The 17,539-nt window shown below is 63.4% G+C and carries 15 protein-coding genes; 12 read left to right on the top strand and 3 right to left on the bottom strand.

Features of this window, described 5'->3' with window-relative positions; translation table 11 throughout:
• The first annotated feature begins 30 nt into the window (after window positions 1-30).
• On the top strand, window positions 31-810 hold the full coding sequence (locus tag ASD07_RS19305) for a tetratricopeptide repeat protein (RefSeq protein WP_055934035.1): 780 nt from the start codon (window positions 31-33) through the stop codon (window positions 808-810).
• A 91-nt stretch (window positions 811-901) separates the two neighbouring features.
• Here ASD07_RS19305 and ASD07_RS19300 read toward each other — a convergent pair whose 3' ends face one another.
• The gene (locus ASD07_RS19300) at window positions 902-1,804 is read right to left on the bottom strand and encodes an alpha/beta fold hydrolase (protein ID WP_055934034.1); all 903 of its coding nucleotides are present in this window, start codon (window positions 1,802-1,804) and stop codon (window positions 902-904) included.
• Between the two features lie 67 nt (window positions 1,805-1,871).
• On the opposite strand from ASD07_RS19300, the gene ASD07_RS19295 reads away from it, so the two are divergent.
• Both ASD07_RS19295 and ASD07_RS19290 read left to right on the top strand, forming a co-directional pair.
• On the top strand, window positions 1,872-3,326 hold the full coding sequence (locus ASD07_RS19295) for an NAD(P)/FAD-dependent oxidoreductase (protein WP_055934032.1): 1,455 nt from the start codon (window positions 1,872-1,874) through the stop codon (window positions 3,324-3,326).
• A gap of 19 nt (window positions 3,327-3,345) precedes the next feature.
• A complete protein-coding gene (locus ASD07_RS19290; protein WP_055934029.1) occupies window positions 3,346-3,936 on the top strand; it encodes a UdgX family uracil-DNA binding protein in 591 nt (196 codons plus the stop codon).
• A gap of 1 nt (window position 3,937) precedes the next feature.
• On the opposite strand, the gene ASD07_RS19285 is transcribed toward ASD07_RS19290, so the two are convergent.
• Window positions 3,938-4,843: an AEC family transporter gene (locus ASD07_RS19285; protein ID WP_055934027.1), complete on the bottom strand. Its 906-nt coding sequence runs from the start codon at window positions 4,841-4,843 to the stop codon at window positions 3,938-3,940.
• A 1-nt stretch (window position 4,844) separates the two neighbouring features.
• Complete coding sequence (locus ASD07_RS19280) at window positions 4,845-5,456, bottom strand: DUF2238 domain-containing protein (protein ID WP_055934025.1); 612 nt, start codon at window positions 5,454-5,456, stop codon at window positions 4,845-4,847.
• 85 nt (window positions 5,457-5,541) lie between these two features.
• Here ASD07_RS19280 and ASD07_RS19275 point away from each other — a divergent pair, with 85 nt between their 5' ends.
• From ASD07_RS19275 to ASD07_RS19235, 9 genes are all read left to right on the top strand, one after another.
• A complete protein-coding gene (locus tag ASD07_RS19275; RefSeq protein WP_055934023.1) occupies window positions 5,542-6,096 on the top strand; it encodes a TauD/TfdA family dioxygenase in 555 nt (184 codons plus the stop codon).
• A gap of 30 nt (window positions 6,097-6,126) precedes the next feature.
• Entirely contained in the window at window positions 6,127-6,720 is a 594-nt protein-coding gene (locus ASD07_RS19270) for an ANTAR domain-containing response regulator (RefSeq protein ID WP_055934021.1), read from the top strand.
• 36 nt (window positions 6,721-6,756) lie between these two features.
• The gene (locus ASD07_RS19265; protein WP_055934019.1) at window positions 6,757-7,881 is read left to right on the top strand and encodes a CmpA/NrtA family ABC transporter substrate-binding protein; all 1,125 of its coding nucleotides are present in this window, start codon (window positions 6,757-6,759) and stop codon (window positions 7,879-7,881) included.
• Window positions 7,882-8,108: 227 nt separating this feature from the next.
• Window positions 8,109-9,410, top strand: coding sequence for an MFS transporter (locus tag ASD07_RS19260; protein WP_055934017.1), 1,302 nt, complete (start codon window positions 8,109-8,111; stop codon window positions 9,408-9,410).
• Window positions 9,407-11,929, top strand: coding sequence for a nitrite reductase large subunit NirB (nirB, locus tag ASD07_RS19255; RefSeq protein ID WP_055934014.1), 2,523 nt, complete (start codon window positions 9,407-9,409; stop codon window positions 11,927-11,929). The genes ASD07_RS19260 and nirB overlap by 4 nt, the downstream gene beginning before the upstream one ends.
• 10 nt (window positions 11,930-11,939) lie before the next feature.
• The gene (gene nirD / locus ASD07_RS19250) at window positions 11,940-12,290 is read left to right on the top strand and encodes a nitrite reductase small subunit NirD (RefSeq protein ID WP_055934012.1); all 351 of its coding nucleotides are present in this window, start codon (window positions 11,940-11,942) and stop codon (window positions 12,288-12,290) included.
• Entirely contained in the window at window positions 12,287-13,501 is a 1,215-nt protein-coding gene (locus ASD07_RS19245) for an NAD(P)/FAD-dependent oxidoreductase (protein ID WP_055934009.1), read from the top strand. The genes nirD and ASD07_RS19245 overlap by 4 nt, the downstream gene beginning before the upstream one ends.
• Window positions 13,502-13,505: 4 nt before the next feature.
• Complete coding sequence (locus ASD07_RS19240; RefSeq protein ID WP_055934479.1) at window positions 13,506-16,190, top strand: nitrate reductase; 2,685 nt, start codon at window positions 13,506-13,508, stop codon at window positions 16,188-16,190.
• A 347-nt stretch (window positions 16,191-16,537) separates the two neighbouring features.
• On the top strand, window positions 16,538-17,383 hold the full coding sequence (locus ASD07_RS19235; protein WP_055934006.1) for a hypothetical protein: 846 nt from the start codon (window positions 16,538-16,540) through the stop codon (window positions 17,381-17,383).
• The last annotated feature ends 156 nt before the right edge of the window (window positions 17,384-17,539 follow it).

Raw genomic sequence — 17,539 nt, 5'->3', positions numbered from 1 at the left:
CCTGCCAAAAAAGCATGTACACTCCTGTGCATGCTTAAAACCATCACTTCCTTCTTCGCTGCCCTCGGCGCCCCGCGCGCCAGGGCGGCGGGAAATTTCCAGCCAAGCCAGCAACTCGTCGTGAGGGCGGGGGACGTGCTCGTCCAGCCGCTGCCGGATGGCCAGGGCTGGAACGCGCTTAAAGTGTTTGCTGTCGATGGCGCCACCGCGCATTGCATTACCTATGACGCTTGCGCCGCCAAGCCTGCGCCGGAATCGCTGGCACAGGCGACCGTTCGCATGGCCCACTCACCGCGTGCTGCAGCATCGCTGGCCGAGGGTTGGGAACTGGCCGGCAACCAGCCTGCCACTGCGCGCGAGCTGCAAGGCTTGAAGTACATGGACTTCGATCTCTATGTCCGCCTGACGGGGCAGGATGCTGGCACCATCATGCGCAGCGCCTCCGGGCATTTCGAGCGCGCGGGCTTGCATGCCGCCGAAGGCCGCCGCATCGACGCCATCAACGAGTATGGCAAGGCCATCGAACTCTATCCCGCCTACACCGATGCGCTGGACAAGCGCGCCTTCGCCTTCATGGAACTGGGCCTGCATGAAAAGGCGCTGCGCGACCTGGACGAGTCCCTCTACCTCAACCCCGATGGCATGCCGGCCTTTTTCTCCAAAGGCGAATGCCTGCTCAAGCTGGGTCACCTCGACGAGGCCGAGGCCATCTTCATCGAAGGCCAGGAGCGCTTCCCCGAACACGCCTCCCGGTTCAACGAATTCCTCAAGCGAACCCGCGCTTTTGCCCTGACCGGCCGCCCTGCTTGACACCGTCGAATCGATGCAACTCCACGAATTAATTAACCCTGAAGATCCCGGCTGGGCACGGGTACAACAATGGCTCGCGCAGGCCAGCTGTTTAGCCTGATCTAAGGGAGCGCTGGAATTCCAGAAAGTCGCGTGTGGTGTTGCGCGTGGCTTCCAGCATTGGCAAGTGGCCGATACCCTCCATCATGACCGAGCGCGCATTCGGTATCAATGCCTTGCTGGCAGCGGCGCCTTTGGGGCTGAGGATACGGTCTTCGGTACCCCATACGATGAGTGCGGGCGTGTTGATCGGTCCGTTCAGTTTGGGAGATTCGACCAATTCACGCATGATTGAGCAATGCAGCGGATAATCCGCTACCGCGCGTCGCGCCAGCACATGCTTCAAGGAATAGGGAAAGAATGGCGGCCTCACCATGCAGGCCGCCATCATCGTGTCGAAGTCGCGCGGCTCGCGCACCAGCAGGGGCATGCCGCCGCCAGACAGGTAATGCTGGATTGCCTGCGATGCGTGCGCCTCGTCGGTGCCTGCAGGTGCCAGCAGCCAAAGGCTCGCCACCTGTTCAGGATAGCGCGCCGCATATTCGGCGGCGATGAAGCCGCCCATCGAATTGCCGCCCATGTGAAAGCGCTGCACGTCCAGTTCCGCCATGAAGGCGCGCAGGTTTTCGACCTGTGCCGCCATATCGTGCCTGGCGGATGGATCGCGCCTTGCATCGCCGAAGCCCGGCAGGTCGGGAATGATCACGCGGTAGTGCGGCGTCAGGAAGCGTGCAATGCGGGTGAAGTTGTCCTTGTCCCCGGCAAAGCCGTGCACCAGCAGCAGGACTTCGCTGCCCGAACCGCCTTCCAGGTAGGGCAGGGAGCCATGCCGTAGCGTGAGTCCGGAACGCTTGCGCTCCAGCGCCAGCGAGGCGCGTGCCACCGGGCCTGGCAATAGGCGATCCGCCGCCGCAAGCGCCAGTGCCGCGCCGCCCAACACGTAAAGGAAGAACATCCCCGCCTCCATATTGACTTGTTATTAATGCAAAATTATAGTCTGCCAAACCATCCTGGGGGCGGCAATGGATTACGACGTGGTGATCGTGGGCAGCGGTTTTGGCGGCATATGCAGCGCAATCAAGCTGAAGGAGGCCGGCATCGATAATTTCGTCATGCTGGAAAAGGATGAAGTGTTCGGCGGCACCTGGCGCGTCAACACCTACCCCGGCGCAGCCTGCGATATTCCAAGCCACCTTTATTCGTTCTCTTTCGCGCAGAACGCGCACTGGAGCCGCCTGTTCCCGCGCCAGGACGAACTGCTTGAATATACCCAGCGTGTAGTGCGCGAATCCGGCCTGGAGCGGCATCTTCGTCTCGGCACGGCGCTGCGTTCAGCGCAGTTCGACGAGGCGACAGGCAGATGGCTTCTCGCCACCAGCAAGGGCGAAATGACGGCACGCACAGTGATCTTCGCTATCGGCCTGCTGGGCCGGCCAAGCGTGCCGGGTTTTCCCGGCGCAGAGCGCTTTCGTGGCCAGAGCTTCCATTCTGCGCAGTGGGACCACAGCGTCGACCTGCGCGGCAAGCGTGTGGCGGTAATCGGCAGCGGGGCCAGCGCCGTGCAGTTCGTGCCGGAAATCCAGCCGCAGGTGCAACAGCTCGACCACTACCAGCGCACGGCGCACTGGGTCTTGCCGCGTCCGGACCGGGCGGTGACGCGGGTCGAGAAATGGCTGCTGGATCGCGTGCGCCCGCTGCAACTGCTGTACCGCGCCATGCACTACGTGCAGTTTGAATCGCGGGTGGTGCTGTTCATCTTCCTGCCCGTGCTGGCAAAAGTCATGCAATGGCAAGCCATGCGCCACCTGAAGCGGCAAGTCACCGACCCGCAACTGCGCACCAAGCTGGTGCCGGACTATACGCTCGGCTGCAAGCGCGTGCTGCTGACCAACGATTACTACCCTGCGCTGTCGCAGCCCAACGTCACGGTGCTCAAAGAGGGCATCCGCGAGGTGCGCGAACACTGCATCGTCACCGGCAGCGGCGAGGAGCGCCCGGTCGATGTGATCATCTACGCTACCGGATTCGACGTTGAACACGCCTACGGTCCGATTGAATTGCGAGGCCGTGGCGGATGCAGTTTCGCCCAGGCGCTGGAACAAGGTGCAGGCGCATACAAGGGTGCCACCGTCGCCGGCTTCCCCAACTTCTTCATGATCACCGGACCCAACACCCTGCTGGGCCACAATTCGATGGTCTACATGATCGAATCAGGCGTGCGCTACGCTGTGGACGGTGTATGCCGGCTGCTGCGCGACGGCCTGCACTCGGTCGATGTACAAGCGGAAGTTCAGGGCGCATACAACCGCAAGCTGCAACAGAAGCTCAAGGGCACCGTATGGCACACCGGCTGCAAGAGCTGGTACCTCGATTCTCGTGGCCGCAACCTGGTGATATGGCCTGGCTTCACTTTCCACTACCACCACATCACGCGGCGCTTCGATATCGACAATTACATTGTGCGCCGTTTGTCCTGACGATTCGTACAATGGGTTGATGAAAGCCAAGCCTGACGAGCAACAGCCATCCACACTGGATGAGTGCCGCCGCTGCGATCTGTGGCGCAATGCCACGCAGCCTGTCGGCGGGCAGGGCGCGCGCCATGCCAGGCTGATGCTGGTCGGTGAACAGCCGGGCGATCAGGAAGACCTGGCCGGAAAGCCCTTTGTCGGCCCCGCCGGCGAGTTGCTCGACGATGCGCTGGAAGCTGCCGGCATCGACCGCCGCCAGGTCTATATCACCAACGCGGTGAAGCACTTCAAATGGGAACCGCGCGGCAAGCGCCGCATGCACAAGACGCCTGCGCAGAAGGAAGTCGCAGCCTGCCATTACTGGCTTGAAGCGGAGTTGGAAAGCGTGGCACCCGACGTCATCGTCGCCCTCGGCGCGACCGCGCTGAAATCAGTCCTGCAAAGCGGCAGCGTAGCCCTGAAAGACTATATGGGCCAGCCGGTCGAACGCGATGGCCGCTGGATCATCGCCACCTACCATCCCGCCTACGCCCTGCGCGTGCCGGGCAGCGAGGCGCGCGCCGCCGCCCGCCAGGCCATCCTTGACGCGCTGCTTGAGGCAAAGCGCCTGCTCTGACCTAGGACGAGAGCATCCGGCTCAGCGGAATCGTGACTGCCGCCAGCAGCGTTTGCAGCGTAATCAGGGACGCCATAAGGCGCGCGTCGCCGCCGAGCTGGCGCGCCATGATGTAGGCGTTCGGTGCCGTCGGCAGTGCGCAGTAGAAGCAGGCGGCCAGCGTCACCGGCTCGGACACGCCGAACATCGCGCACACGTGGAAAGCCACAAACGGCAGCACGAGCAGCTTGAGCAGCGAGGTAAAGGCCAGCGCAGCCGGCCGCAAGCCTTCCAGCGAGAACACCAGGCCGCTGCCAACGCTGATCAAGCCGAGGGCCAGCGCCGATTTGCCGATGATGTCCAGGGTGTTCATCAGCGGCGCCGGCAAAGCCAGCCCGCCCAGGCTGAAAATCATGCCGGCCAGCGTCGCCAGGATGATGGGATTGGTCGCCAGCGTCCTGGCCACCGTGCCCAGGTTCGCCTTGCTGCCGCTCCACCACGACAGGGCCAGGATCGATACCACGTTCACCACCGGCAGGCACAGGGCCAGCGCCAGCATCACCAGCGCCGCCGCCTGCGGCTGGAAGAACAGCGCCGACACAGCAATCCCGAAATAGCTGTTCGGCCGCATGGCGCCCTGCACCACGGAGGAGCGGCTAGGGTCGGGCAGCCCGCGCCAGAACAGCAGCACCAGCAGGGCCAGGCTGACCACGGTGAAGGTCGGCAGCAGCGTCGCCAGCGCCAGTTCACCCACCATGCGACCCTGGAAGTCGAGCCGCGCGATGCCGGTGAACAGCAGGGCAGGGAAGGCAATGAAGTACGAGAACTTCTCTACCGACGGGAAAAAGTCGTCCGGCATCCAGCGCGACTGGCGGATCGCCACGCCCAGCATGATCAGCAGGAAAACGGGGATGATCGAAGCAAGCATCCTAGCGGGCGCCCAACTGGCGGTCGTGCAGGCGGGTCAGCGTCAGCAGCGCAGCGACGCCGCCGATCAGGGCCATGAACATGTCGGACTGGGTATCCCACGGGTCGCCCTGGGTGCCGAGGAATTCGTCGGCGCCCTGGCCCAGCGCCACCGCCGCACCCCATTCGATCAGTTCGTAGGTCGCGCTGATTGCCAGCACAATCGAAAGCACGATAAAGGCCAGCATCTTGCCGGACGGGAGGTAGCGGCCGCGCAGCAGGATTTCGCGCGCCACCATGACCGGCACGAAGCCCTGCGCAAAATGCCCGATCTTGTCATACGGGTTGCGCGACAGGCCGAACCAGTGCTGCAGGTCGAAGCCGAAAGGCACGCGTGCGTAGGTGTAAGCGCCGCCCACCATCAGGATCACGCAATGCACCGCGATCAGCACGTACAGCAGGTCCGTCAGGCGGTAGCTGCGGTAAGTCGCGGCCATCAGCGGCAAGGCGATCAGCGCCGGGGCCACCTCCATCCACCAGGTAGTGCGGTCATAGGGTGCGATGCCGGACCATGCCAGCACGGCCAATACCATGGCTGCCAGGGCGAGATGGAATCTGGAGGTAGTCGTGTTCATGCTAATCCTGTGCCTTGCGAAAAACGCATATTAATATCAAAAACCATTCGTTTCCAACGCAAACTGCGGCGCATAGACTGCTCGGATGAACTGGCAGCATTTCGACATCCGCATCCTTGACGCGCCGCTTGGCGCAGAAGTCATCGGCTATAACCTCGGGCATGAGCGGGACGACAATAACACCGTCCGCCTGCAATCGGCCTTGCGCGACCACCACCTGCTGGTCTTTCGCGGGCAGCGTATCGCCCCGCGACTTCAGCGCGAGGCCGGCAAGCGGCTCGCTGCACAATTCCTGGCGTCCAGCGGCGAGGAGGTTTTGTTCGCCAACCTGCAAATGGCTTACGACACCTTGCCGCTCGGCTTGCGGCGCCTGGTCCACAATGCTCGCGCCGCACAGGAAGGGACCAGCGGCGCCCAGCCCCTGGTTCGCCAGCATCCCGAAACCGGACGCCGCGCCATCCTGGTGACCGATCCCGCAACCACACGCGTGGTCGGCGCCAGCGCTGCGGAAAGCGCGGAATTGCTGCAGGAACTGCTGGCCCATGCCACGCGCCCCCAGCACCTGTACCAGCATGTATGGTTACCGGGCGACTTGTTATTCTGGGATCAATATAGCCTGATGCCGGTATTGCCGACGTGAAGCTGGCGCGGTTCTTGCAACATAGGAGGCATGAGCCGCAATCTACGCATCGTTTTGATCCACCCGCCGCACGAAAGTGAGGCACGCGCACAAGCCCTGCATTCCGGGCTGGCGGAGGCCGGATACGACCTGGTCGCCTCGCTGCCGGCCGACTTCCACCTGCCCGAACACATCGCCCGCCTGCAGCCCGACATGATCATTGTCGACGCCGAATCGGACGCGCGCGACGTGCTCGAACATATCGTCATTGCCACCCGCGACGAGCGCCGCCCCATCGTCATGTTCACCGAAGACGACCAGGCCGATTCCATGGAAGCGGCAATGGCGGCGGGGGTTTCCGCCTATGTGGTGGCGGGTTTGCAGCCCGAACGCATCAAGCCCGTGCTGGACGTGGCGCTGGTGCGCTTCAAGCGCGAACAGAAGCTGCTGGACGAGCTGGCAGGCACCCGCCTCAAGCTGGCCGAGCGCAAGCTGCTGGACCGCGCCAAAGGCATCCTGATGGCGCGCCAGGGCCTGACCGAAGAGCAGGCTTTCCAGAAGCTGCGCGGCATGGCCATGAACAAGAACCTGAAGCTGGCCGAATTGGCGCAGCGCATCCTGGACGCGGAGGATTTGCTCGGTTGATGCACCGTCATGGTGCGTTACCGGCAGGAGTGAAGTATGCAGATTGAAAAAGACATCGTCAGGATTGGCTTCAACCCGCTGACCGATTGCGCGTCGCTGGTGATGGCGTCGGTGCTCGGGCTGGACCGCAAGCATGGCATCCGCATCGTATTGAGCAAGGAGACGTCATGGGCCGGCGTGCGCGACAAGCTGCTGACCGGTGAACTCGATGCCGCCCACGCGCTGTATGGGCTTGTCTATGCAACCCATCTTGGCGTGGGTTCGGCGCGGCGCGACATGGCGATCTTGATGAATTTGAACCGCAACGGCCAGGCCATCACCCTGTCGCGCCGCCTGGTGGAAGAGGGCGTGCGCGATGGCGCCGCCGTAGCTGCCGTATCGCATGAGCGCGAACTGCGCTGGGCGCAGACTTTCCCAACCGGCACCCACGCCATGTGGCTGTATTACTGGCTGGCGGCGCACGGCGTGCATCCGCTGCGCGAAGCGCGCGTGATCACGGTGCCGCCATCGCAAATGGCGAGCAACCTGGCGGCCGGCCATATGGACGGCTTTTGCGCCGGCGAGCCGTGGAACCACCGCGCCGTGATGGATGGCGTGGGAGTGACCATCGCCACCAGCCAGCAGATCTGGCCCGACCATCCGGAAAAAGTTCTGGCCACTACCGGCGACTTCGTGCGGCGCAATCCCAATACCGCGCGCGCCCTGGTCGCTGCCGTGCTGGAGGCCAGCCGCTGGATTGATGCCAGCTCGGCCAACCGCATGGCGATGGCCGAGATCATCTCCGCCGTTCAATACGTCAACACCGGCAAGGACGTGATCTGGCAGCGCATCCTCGGCCACTATGAAGACGGCATGGGGCGCAGCTGGGAAGATGCACACAGCATGCGCTTCCACCAGGAAGGCGCAGCCAACTTCCCCTACCTGTCGGACGGCATGTGGTTCATGACCCAGCAAAAACGCTGGGGCTTGCTCAAGGCTTCGCCCGATTACCTCGGCGTGGCGCTCAAGGTGCAGCAGGTCGCCCTTTATAAAGAGGCGGCCGAACTCACCGAGACCGCCGTCCCCGCCAGCGCCCTGCGCAGTTCCGTGCTGATGGACGGCGTCACCTGGGACGGCCGCGATCCCGAGCGCTACGCTGCCTCGTTCGGCATCCACCTGTAGCGCGCCCTATTGCGGTGCACCATAGTTGGGCGCGGTGCACCGCCAGATGGCGAAAATCCGCCGCTAACCCTCGTTTTCCCCTGCAAAACGGCTGGCACAGGTCTTGCAAAGGATAGGTAAAGCGCTGGTCTAACGGAGGATCGGCTAACCGGACAACGGCGTCCGTGCAGCACTGCCACCGATGGCGGGCGCTGCACGGACGCCTTTTTGTTTTCAGGGACCACACCATGGCAAGCAAAGCGACCAGCATCAACCTGTTTTCGTTCTCCACGCCGCAGATGCGTGCCTTCCATCTCACCTGGATGGCCTTCTTCGTCTGCTTTTTTGCGTGGTTCGCCTGCGCACCGCTGATGCCCGTCATTAAAGGCGAATTCGGCCTGACCCCGGCGCAGATCGCCAACATCAATATCGCCGCCGTGGCGATCACCATCATCGTGCGCCTGGTGATCGGCCCGCTGTGCGACCGCTACGGCCCGCGCAAGGCTTACACCGGCCTGCTGCTCCTGGGCGCCATCCCTGTCCTGGGCGTAGCCGCAGCGCAGACCTATGAAAGCTTCCTGTTCTTCCGCCTCTTGATCGGCGCAGTCGGCGCCAGCTTCGTCATCACCCAGTACCACACCTCGGTCATGTTCGCACCGAACGTGGTCGGCACCGCCAACGCGGCCGCCGCGGGCTGGGGCAATGCGGGCGGCGGCGTGGTGCAGTCCACCATGCCGATGATCATGGCCGCCATGGTCATGCTGGGGGTGAACGAAACCATGGGCTGGCGCGCCGCCCTGGTGGTGCCGGGCGTGCTGATGCTGGTCATGGCCTTCGTCTACTACCGCTTCACCCAGGACTGCCCGGACGGTAACTATGCCGACCTGCGCGCTGCCGGCGTCGAGCTGGAAGGCGGCAAGAAAGGCGGCTGGTCGAGCTTCAAGCTGGCCGCTGTCAACTACCGCGTGTGGCTGCTGTTCGTGACCTACGGTGCCTGCTTCGGCGTGGAGATCTTCATCCACAACATCGCTGCCATTTACTACGTCGATACTTTCAAGCTCACGCTGCCGCAAGCCGGCCTGGCAGCAGGCAGCTTCGGCCTGCTGGCGCTGTTTGCCCGTGCGCTGGGCGGTTATGTTTCCGACAAGGCCGCTGCACGCGGCAGCCTGAATAGCCGCGTCACCCTGCTGTTCGCCATGATGATCGGCGAGGGTATCGGCCTGATGTTCTTCGCCAAGGCCGACAGCGTGACACTCGCCGTGATCGCCATGCTGGTATTCGGCCTGTTCACCCACATGGCCTGCGGCGCGACCTATGCGCTGGTGCCATTCGTCGACAAGCGCGCCCTGGGCGGCGTGGCCGGCATCATCGGCGCCGGCGGCAATGTCGGTGCGGTGGCGGCCGGCTTCCTGCTGAAAGGCATCGGCAATACCCAGCAAACCCTGTGGATCCTGGGCATGTTCGTCGCCGTCTCCGCCCTGTGCGCACTGGCCGCACGTTTCAGCGAGTCTACCGTCAAAGAAAACGCCATTGCAGGAGCAGTAGCATGAAGAAGATCGTCGTCATCGGCCACGGCATGGTTGGCCACCAGTTCCTGAAATCCCTGCCTGCGGGTAGCGCCCAGGTCACTATCCTGTGCGAAGAACCACGCCCCGCCTACGACCGCGTGCACCTGTCAGAATTCTTCAGCGGCAAGAGCGCGCAAGAACTGTCGCTGGTGGAGGAGGGCTTCTTCGACCGCGACGATCTGGTGCTGAAGCTGAATGGCCGCGCCATTGCCATCGACCGCGCTGCGCACACCGTCACCACCAACAGCGGAGAAGTACTCCCTTATGACAAGCTGGTGATCGCCACCGGCTCCTTCCCCTTCGTGCCGCAGATCGAGGGCAAGGACCGCAAGGATTGCTTCGTCTACCGCACCATCGAAGACCTGGAAGGCATGCGGGAATGCGGTGCACGCTCCAGGACCGGCGTGGTGATCGGCGGCGGCCTGCTCGGCCTGGAGTGCGCCAAGGCGCTGAAAGACCTGGGCCTGGAAACCCACGTCGTCGAATTCGCACCGCGCCTGATGGCGGTGCAGGTCGACGATGGCGGCGGCCGCGTGCTGCGCCAGAAGATCGAAGACCTGGGCGTGACCGTCCACACCGGCAAGAACACCACCGCCATCGTGGCCGGTGAAAGCGGCACCCATCGCATGCAGTTCGCCGACGGCACTTCGCTCGACGCCGACATGATCGTGTTCTCTGCCGGCATCCGCCCGCGCGACTACCTGGCGCGCGAATGCGGCCTGGAAGTTGGCCCGCGCGGCGGCATCGCGATCAACAACCAATGCCAGACCAGCGACCCGGACGTATATGCGATCGGCGAATGCGCACTGTGGAACGGCCAGGTCTTCGGCCTGGTGGCGCCAGGCTACGACATGGCCCGCGTCACTGCGCGCCATATCTGCGGCGACACCGCCGCCGAATTCACCGGCGCCGACATGAGCACGAAACTGAAGCTGATGGGCGTGGACGTGGCCAGCATCGGCGACCCGCACGCCAAGGCTGAAGGCGCGCGCAGCTACCAGTTCACCGATGAACGCAAGCAGGTGTACAAGAAGATCGTAGTGTCCGACTGCGGCAAATTCCTGCTGGGCGGCGTGATGGTGGGCGATGCCGGCGAATACGGCACCCTGCTGCAGATGATGCTGAACAAGATCGAACTGCCGGAAGCGCCGGAATTCCTGATCCTGCCGCAATCCGATGGGGCGGCCAAACCAGGCCTGGGTGTTGACGCCCTGCCGGCCGGCGCCCAGATCTGCTCCTGCAACGACGTGTCGAAAGGCGCCATCTGCGAGGCCGTCGCCGACGGTGCCACCAGCATCGGCGCCATCAAGAAGTGCTGCGGCGCAGGCACCTCCTGCGGCGGCTGCGTGCCGCTGGTAACGCAGATCATGAAAGCGGAGATGAAGAAGCTGGGCATGGACGTGAACAACCATGTTTGCGAACACTTCCCGCATTCGCGCCAGGAACTGTTCCACCTGATCCGCGTGGGCCAGGTCAAGTCCTTCGAAGACCTGCTGGAACGCCACGGCAAGGGCCTGGGCTGCGACATCTGCAAGCCGCTGGCGGCGAGCATCTTCGCCACCTGCTGGAACGACTTCGTACTGAAGAAGGAGCATGCCAGCCTGCAGGATTCGAACGACTACTTCCTGGGCAACATCCAGAAAGACGGCACCTACTCAGTGGTGCCGCGCATGCCGGGCGGCGAAGTGACGCCGGAAGGCTTGATCGCCGTCGGCCAGGTCGCCAGGAAATACGGCCTGTACACCAAGATCACCGGCGGCCAGCGCGTCGACCTGTTTGGCGCCCGCGTCGAACAGCTTCCGGCGATCTGGGAAGAACTGATTGCCGCCGGCTTCGAGACCGGCCATGCCTACGGCAAGTCGCTGCGCACCGTGAAATCCTGCGTCGGCTCCACCTGGTGCCGTTACGGCGTGGACGACTCCGTCGGCCTGGCGATCGAACTGGAAAACCGCTACAAGGGGTTGCGCACTCCGCACAAGATCAAGTTCGGCGTGTCCGGCTGCACCCGCGAATGCGCGGAAGCGCAGGGCAAGGACGTCGGCATCATCGCCACCGAAAAAGGCTGGAACCTGTACGTGTGCGGCAACGGCGGCATGAAGCCGCGCCACGCCGAGCTGCTGGCGTCCGACCTGGACAAGGCAACCCTGGTGGCCTACATCGACCGCTTCCTGATGTTCTACAGCCGCACCGCCGACCGCCTGCAGCGTACCAGCACCTGGCGTGAAAACCTGGAAGGCGGCCTGGATTACCTGAAAGACGTGATCATCAAGGACAAACTGGGCATCAACGCCGAAATGGAAGAAGACATGCAGCGCGTGGTCGATACCTACGCCTGCGAGTGGAAAGAAGCCGTCAACAATCCTGAAACGCGCGCCCGTTTCCGCCACTTCGTCAACAGCCCGGAAGCCGATAGCAATGTGGTCTTCATGGAGGAACGCGGCCAGATCCGCCCGGCCACCCTGGAAGAACGCAAGCTGATCCCGATCAAAGCCATCGCCTGAGGAGAAAACCATGCACCGTGATACCCAAGCATCCGCCTGGACCGCCGTTTGCGGCGTGGAAGAAATCGTCCCCAATACCGGCGTTTGCGCGCTGCTGCAAGGCCAGCAAGTCGCAGTCTTTCGCATGAACGACGGCGCCGACAGCCGCGTTTTCGCCATTGGCAATTACGACCCGAATGCCGAAGCGTCCGTGCTGTCGCGCGGCCTGGTCGGCAACCTGGGCGAACGCCTGGTGGTCGCCTCGCCGATTTACAAGCACCACTTCGACCTGCAGACCGGCGAATGCCTGGAAGCGCCGGAGCATTCGGTGCCGACCTGGCCGGCACGCATCGAAGGCGGAAAGGTCTGGGTCGGCGCATGAAGCCCGCCCTGGTCGTTGTCGGCAACGGCATGGCCGGCATGCGCACGGTCGAGGAGCTGCTCAAGCTCGCGCCGGACATGTACGACATCACCGTTTTCGGCGCCGAGCCGCATGGCAACTACAACCGTATCCTGCTGTCGCCGGTGCTGGCGGGCGAGAAGACGGTGGACGACATCATGCTGAACACGCGCGAGTGGTACCAGCAGAATCGCATCACCCTGCACGCCGGCGACCCGGTCGAGTTCATCGACCGCAAGCGCCGCCTGGTGCGCGCCCGTTCCGGCCTGGAAGTGCGTTACGACCGCCTGCTGCTGGCGACCGGTTCACGCCCATTCATCATTCCGGTGCCTGGTCACGAGCTGCCGGGCGTGCTGGCTTTCCGCGACATCCAGGACGTGGAATCGATGCTGGAAGCGGCGCGCAATCATCGCCACGCCGTGGTGATCGGCGGCGGCCTGCTCGGCCTGGAAGCTGCCAATGGCCTGCAGCGCCAGGGCATGCATGTCACCGTGGTGCACGTGACCGATGCCCTGATGAACCAGCAGCTCGACAAGCCGGCCGCGCAGCTCCTGCAAAAAGCGCTGGAAGCGAAAGGCCTGGTCTTCCGCATGGAAGCCCAGACCAGCGAAATCGTCGGCACCGAGCGCGTCACCGCCGTGCGCTTTGCCGACGGCAGCGAGATCCCGGCCGATCTGGTGGTGATGACGGCCGGCGTGCGCCCGAATATCGAACTGGCCCGCCGCAGCGGCCTGCATTGCGAACGCGCCATTGTGGTGGATGACACCCTGCAAAGCTTCGACCCGCGCATCTATGCGGTGGGTGAATGCGTACAGCACCGCCGCGCCACCTTCGGCCTGGTGGCGCCGATCTGGGAGCAGGCGCGCGTCTGCGCCGCCCACCTGGCGGGCAACGGCCACCGCCGCTACGTGCAGCAGGTTACGCCGACCCGCCTCAAGGTGACCGGTGTCGACCTGTATTCGGTCGGCGATTTCATCGGCGGCGAAGGCAGCGAAGACCTGGTGCTGCGCGATCCGCGCCGCGGCGTCTACAAACGCCTGGTGCTGGACGGCGGCCGCGTCACCGGCGCCGTGCTGTATGGCGATGTGCAGGACGGCCCGTGGTACTTCGACCTGATCCAGAACCGCACCGACATTTCGTCGATGCGCAACCATCTCTTGTTTGGGCAGGCGCTTTGCGCGCAGGCTGCGTGAATTCATGATTAAGACGACGTGCGCCTATTGTGGTGTTGGTTGTGGTGTCACGGCGACGCCGCGTGAAGGTGGCGGCTTCGATATTGCCGGCGATGCTGCGCATCCCGCCAACCAGGGGCGCCTTTGCGTGAAAGGTTCCGCGCTGGGCGAAACGATTGGCCTGGAAGGTCGCCTGCTGTATCCGATGATGCGCGACCGGGAAAGCGACAGCTCGCTGCAGCGCGTAGCCTGGGGCGAGGCGCTCGACCACGTCGCCGACAAGTGGCGCGCCATCATCGATGAGCATGGCCCGGACGCCGTGGCCTTCTACGTCTCAGGCCAGTTGCTGACCGAAGACTACTACGTCGCCAACAAGCTGGTGAAAGGCTATATCGGCAGCGCCAATATCGACACCAACTCGCGCCTGTGCATGTCGTCCGCCGTGGCCGGCCATAAGCGTGCCTTTGGCGAGGACGTGGTGCCGGTCAATTATGACGATATCGACCACGCCGATATGGTGGTGCTGGTCGGCTCCAACCTGGCCTGGTGCCATCCGATCCTGTTCCAGCACCTGACGCGCGCCAAGGAAGCGCGTCCCCACATGAAGATCGTGGTGGTAGACCCGCGCCGTACCGCCACCTGCGAATTGGCCGACCTGCACCTGCCAATCAAGCCCGGCACCGACGTCTGGCTGTTCAATGGCCTGCTCGGCTACTTGTCGCGCATCGGTGCGGTTGATCCTGCGTTTGTCGCCGCGCATACCAGCGGCCTGGAAGGCGCGCTGGCGGCCGCCACTCTGACACCGGAGGAAGTGGCGCGTGCCTGCCGCCTGAACCTGCAGGACTTGATGGAGTTCTACGAATCCTTCGCCGCCACCGCCAAGGTAATTACCGGCTTCTCAATGGGCGTGAACCAGTCCGGCGCCGGCACCGACAAGGTGAACAGCATCATCAACTGCCACCTGATCGGCGGCCGTATCGGCAAGCAGGGCATGGGCCCGTTCTCGATCACCGGCCAGCCGAACGCCATGGGCGGCCGCGAAGTAGGCGGCCTGGCGAATATGCTGGCAGCGCACATGGATCTGGACAACGCCGCGCACCGCGATGCCGTGCAAACATTCTGGGAATCGCCGCGCATCGCCTCGCATCCTGGCTTGAAAGCGGTTGACCTGTTTGAAGCCATCGAAGCCGGCCGCGTCAAGGCGGTATGGGTGATCGCCACCAATCCGGTAGTTAGCCTGCCGAACGCCGACCAGGTGCGCCGCGCGCTCGAACGCTGCGAACTGGTGGTGGTATCCGACGTGGTGCGCGACACCGACACCAATGCCTACGCCGACGTCCTCCTGCCCGCGCTGGCATGGGGCGAGAAGGATGGCACGGTCACCAACTCCGAACGCCGCATTTCCCGCCAGCGCGCCTTCCTGCCCGCACCGGGCGAGGCGAGGGCGGATTGGCTGATCCTGTCGCAGTTCGCGCTGCGCATGGGCTATGACGGCTTCGGCTACGCCAGCGCCGCCGAGATCTTCACCGAACACGCCCGCCTGAGCGCCTGGCGCAACAGCGCCGAAGAGCTGCCGCGCGCCTTCAACATCGGCGCGCTGGCCACGCTGGGCGAGTCCGCTTACGACGCCCTCCAGCCGACGCAATGGCCTGCAGTCGCCGCCGCCGATGTCCCGCCAGCGGAACGTCCGTTCGCCGACGGCCGCTTTTCGCACGCCGACGGCCGCGCGCGTTTCGTCGCTACCGTACCGCGCGCCCCGGCCAACCTGCCCGACGGGGAATTCCCGATCTCCCTCAACACCGGCCGCGTGCGCGACCACTGGCACACCATGACCCGTACCGGCCGCGCACCAAAGCTGGCCGACCACATTCCCGAATCCTTCATTGACATGCACCCGCAGGACGCCCTGCTGTGTGGCGTGAAAGAAGGCGAACTGGCGCGTGTCACCAGCCAGTGGGGCAGCATGATCGCGCGCGTCCAGCATGGCGGCGGCATCGCGCGCGGCAGCGCCTTCGTGCCTATTCACTGGAACAGCCAGACCTCTTCCGATGCCCGCGTCGGCGCCGTGGTGAACCCCGTGGTCGACCCGGTCTCGGGTGAACCGGAATTCAAACACACTCCAGTGATGATCGACCGTTTCCCGGTCAAATGGCACGGCTTCATCCTGAGCCGAGATGCGCTGCAACTTGACGCGCTGGCCTACTGGACCAAGGTGCAGGGCAAAGATTTCCAGCGCTACGAACTGGCCGGCCGCAACGCCATCGAAGACTTTGGTGCCTGGGCGCGTCAACTGCTCGGCATCAGCGACGAGGACGCCGACTGGCTCGAATACGCCGACCGCACCTCCGGTGTATTCCGTGCCGTGCACCTGGTCGACGACCGCATCGCGCAATGCCTCTTCATTTCGGCACGGCCCGACCTGCCGGCCCGCCAATGGCTGGCCAGCTTGTTCGACAAACCGCAACTGGAAATGGCCGACCGTGCCGCGCTGCTGGCAGGCCGTCCGATCAGCGCAGGCGCCGACGCCGGTCCGACCGTCTGCTCCTGCTTCGGCGTCGGCCGCAACACCATCTGCAAAGTCATCCGCGAGCAGAACCTGACCACGCCGGCGCAAATCACAGCTTGCGTGAAAGCCGGCGGCAACTGCGGCTCCTGTGTTCCCGAGCTGAAGAAGCTGCTGAGCGAGATCCGGGTGGAGGAAACTGCGTAAAACCTGCCCGCGGTGGAGTTTTCGGCGCCCCGCACCGCAGACCTTACAGTGCGACGCGTACTGAACTAAAATCGGCGCGACGAACACGAAAAAGCTGCATGGCGAGATGTAGCGACCGACGGAAGATAAAGCCGTGGCGGCACTCGTCGCAGCGATCGACGCAAATCCGGCTCATTGGCTCATTTGCCAGACATGCGATCGCATGCGCACCTTCGTCGGCTAAGGGTGCCGAACTCTCCAATCACCTGCGATATATTCTTGAACCCTAGCGTCCTGCCTGGACTACGGTGTCGACCCGGCTGAACCTGTGGTAAGGTTCAAGACACAACTTCTCGCCGGAGTCGCAAATGACTCTTTTGCTGCGGTTTATCCGCTTGTCCGTCTGTATTTTGTGTGTGTCCTCCGCTGCGGTCGCAGGTACGGAAAAGATCCTGCCTGCACCTGCTGTTGAACCGCTTGAACTGCGCGTCGCGGTGTCCTCAGACGGACATGCAGCCTACTTCGTCCGGTTGCTTGAAGAGTCATTGAAGTCGATTCATCAGCCATATCGTCTCCACTACGTAAAGGACGTTCCCGCACGTCGCATGTGGTGGATGCTGAATAAAGGAGACATCAATCTCTTCTACGGCATGCAATCGAAAGAAAAAGACAGCAACGAACAGATAGTCAGGGTGCGTAACGCGTTGACCAATGGCTTGATCGGCCAGCGTGTGTTTTTGATCCGGCAGGCCGATACGGAACCCTTTGCACGGGTCCATTCGGTAGGCGATTTGAAGCGTACCAAAATGATCGCAGGCTTTGGTGCTGGCTGGGGCGATGCGAAGGTATGGCGGAAGACGGGCCTTCCCTTATACGAGCACACAGGGCCTTGGGGCACAATTTATGCGATGGTGGCTGCGGGAAACCGCCACGTCGACTACCTGCCGCGCGGCGTCATTGAGGTAATAGAGGAGGCGCGCTTGCATCCCGAATTAGCGGTGGAGCAGAACCTGGTAGTCGACTATCGGGCCGACTTTGCCTTCTATCTGGCGGCATCGTCCGCCAGGTACCGGCCAATCATCGAGCGCGCTTTGAGGGATGCCGAAGCTTCAGGACTCAAGGCCCGCCTGATCGACGAAGCATTCGGTGCCGACATCAAGGCATTGGGCCTTGATCGCCGGACCCGCCTGCACCTTGCGGCCACCCCTGATTGAATGTCCTGTGGCCTGAATAGCCTCGCCCACATCGTCGGGCATGGACGCGTTGAGGCGCTTTGAGCTGCTTGACTGCATTTTTGCGGCGATGCTATAGTCGGCCTGTCGGAAAAGGCAGACTTGGTTTGGTAAGCCCAAGTCCTTTCGGTAACGAAA

This window comes from Duganella sp. Root336D2 (assembly GCF_001425005.1).
GTDB lineage: Bacteria > Pseudomonadota > Gammaproteobacteria > Burkholderiales > Burkholderiaceae_D > Rugamonas.
The sequence above is the reverse complement of the archived record's forward strand: the minus strand, read 5'-3'. Positions and strand labels throughout refer to the sequence as shown.

Coding starts and splice junctions, on each gene's coding strand:
- ASD07_RS19305 (WP_055934035.1), top strand. CDS start 31: ATGCTTAAAACCATCACTTCCTTCTTCGCTGCCCTCGGCGCCCCGCGC.
- ASD07_RS19300 (WP_055934034.1), bottom strand. CDS start 1,804: ATGTTCTTCCTTTACGTGTTGGGCGGCGCGGCACTGGCGCTTGCGGCG.
- ASD07_RS19295 (WP_055934032.1), top strand. CDS start 1,872: ATGGATTACGACGTGGTGATCGTGGGCAGCGGTTTTGGCGGCATATGC.
- ASD07_RS19290 (WP_055934029.1), top strand. CDS start 3,346: ATGAAAGCCAAGCCTGACGAGCAACAGCCATCCACACTGGATGAGTGC.
- ASD07_RS19285 (WP_055934027.1), bottom strand. CDS start 4,843: ATGCTTGCTTCGATCATCCCCGTTTTCCTGCTGATCATGCTGGGCGTG.
- ASD07_RS19280 (WP_055934025.1), bottom strand. CDS start 5,456: ATGAACACGACTACCTCCAGATTCCATCTCGCCCTGGCAGCCATGGTA.
- ASD07_RS19275 (WP_055934023.1), top strand. CDS start 5,542: ATGAACTGGCAGCATTTCGACATCCGCATCCTTGACGCGCCGCTTGGC.
- ASD07_RS19270 (WP_055934021.1), top strand. CDS start 6,127: ATGAGCCGCAATCTACGCATCGTTTTGATCCACCCGCCGCACGAAAGT.
- ASD07_RS19265 (WP_055934019.1), top strand. CDS start 6,757: ATGCAGATTGAAAAAGACATCGTCAGGATTGGCTTCAACCCGCTGACC.
- ASD07_RS19260 (WP_055934017.1), top strand. CDS start 8,109: ATGGCAAGCAAAGCGACCAGCATCAACCTGTTTTCGTTCTCCACGCCG.
- nirB (WP_055934014.1), top strand. CDS start 9,407: ATGAAGAAGATCGTCGTCATCGGCCACGGCATGGTTGGCCACCAGTTC.
- nirD (WP_055934012.1), top strand. CDS start 11,940: ATGCACCGTGATACCCAAGCATCCGCCTGGACCGCCGTTTGCGGCGTG.
- ASD07_RS19245 (WP_055934009.1), top strand. CDS start 12,287: ATGAAGCCCGCCCTGGTCGTTGTCGGCAACGGCATGGCCGGCATGCGC.
- ASD07_RS19240 (WP_055934479.1), top strand. CDS start 13,506: ATGATTAAGACGACGTGCGCCTATTGTGGTGTTGGTTGTGGTGTCACG.
- ASD07_RS19235 (WP_055934006.1), top strand. CDS start 16,538: ATGACTCTTTTGCTGCGGTTTATCCGCTTGTCCGTCTGTATTTTGTGT.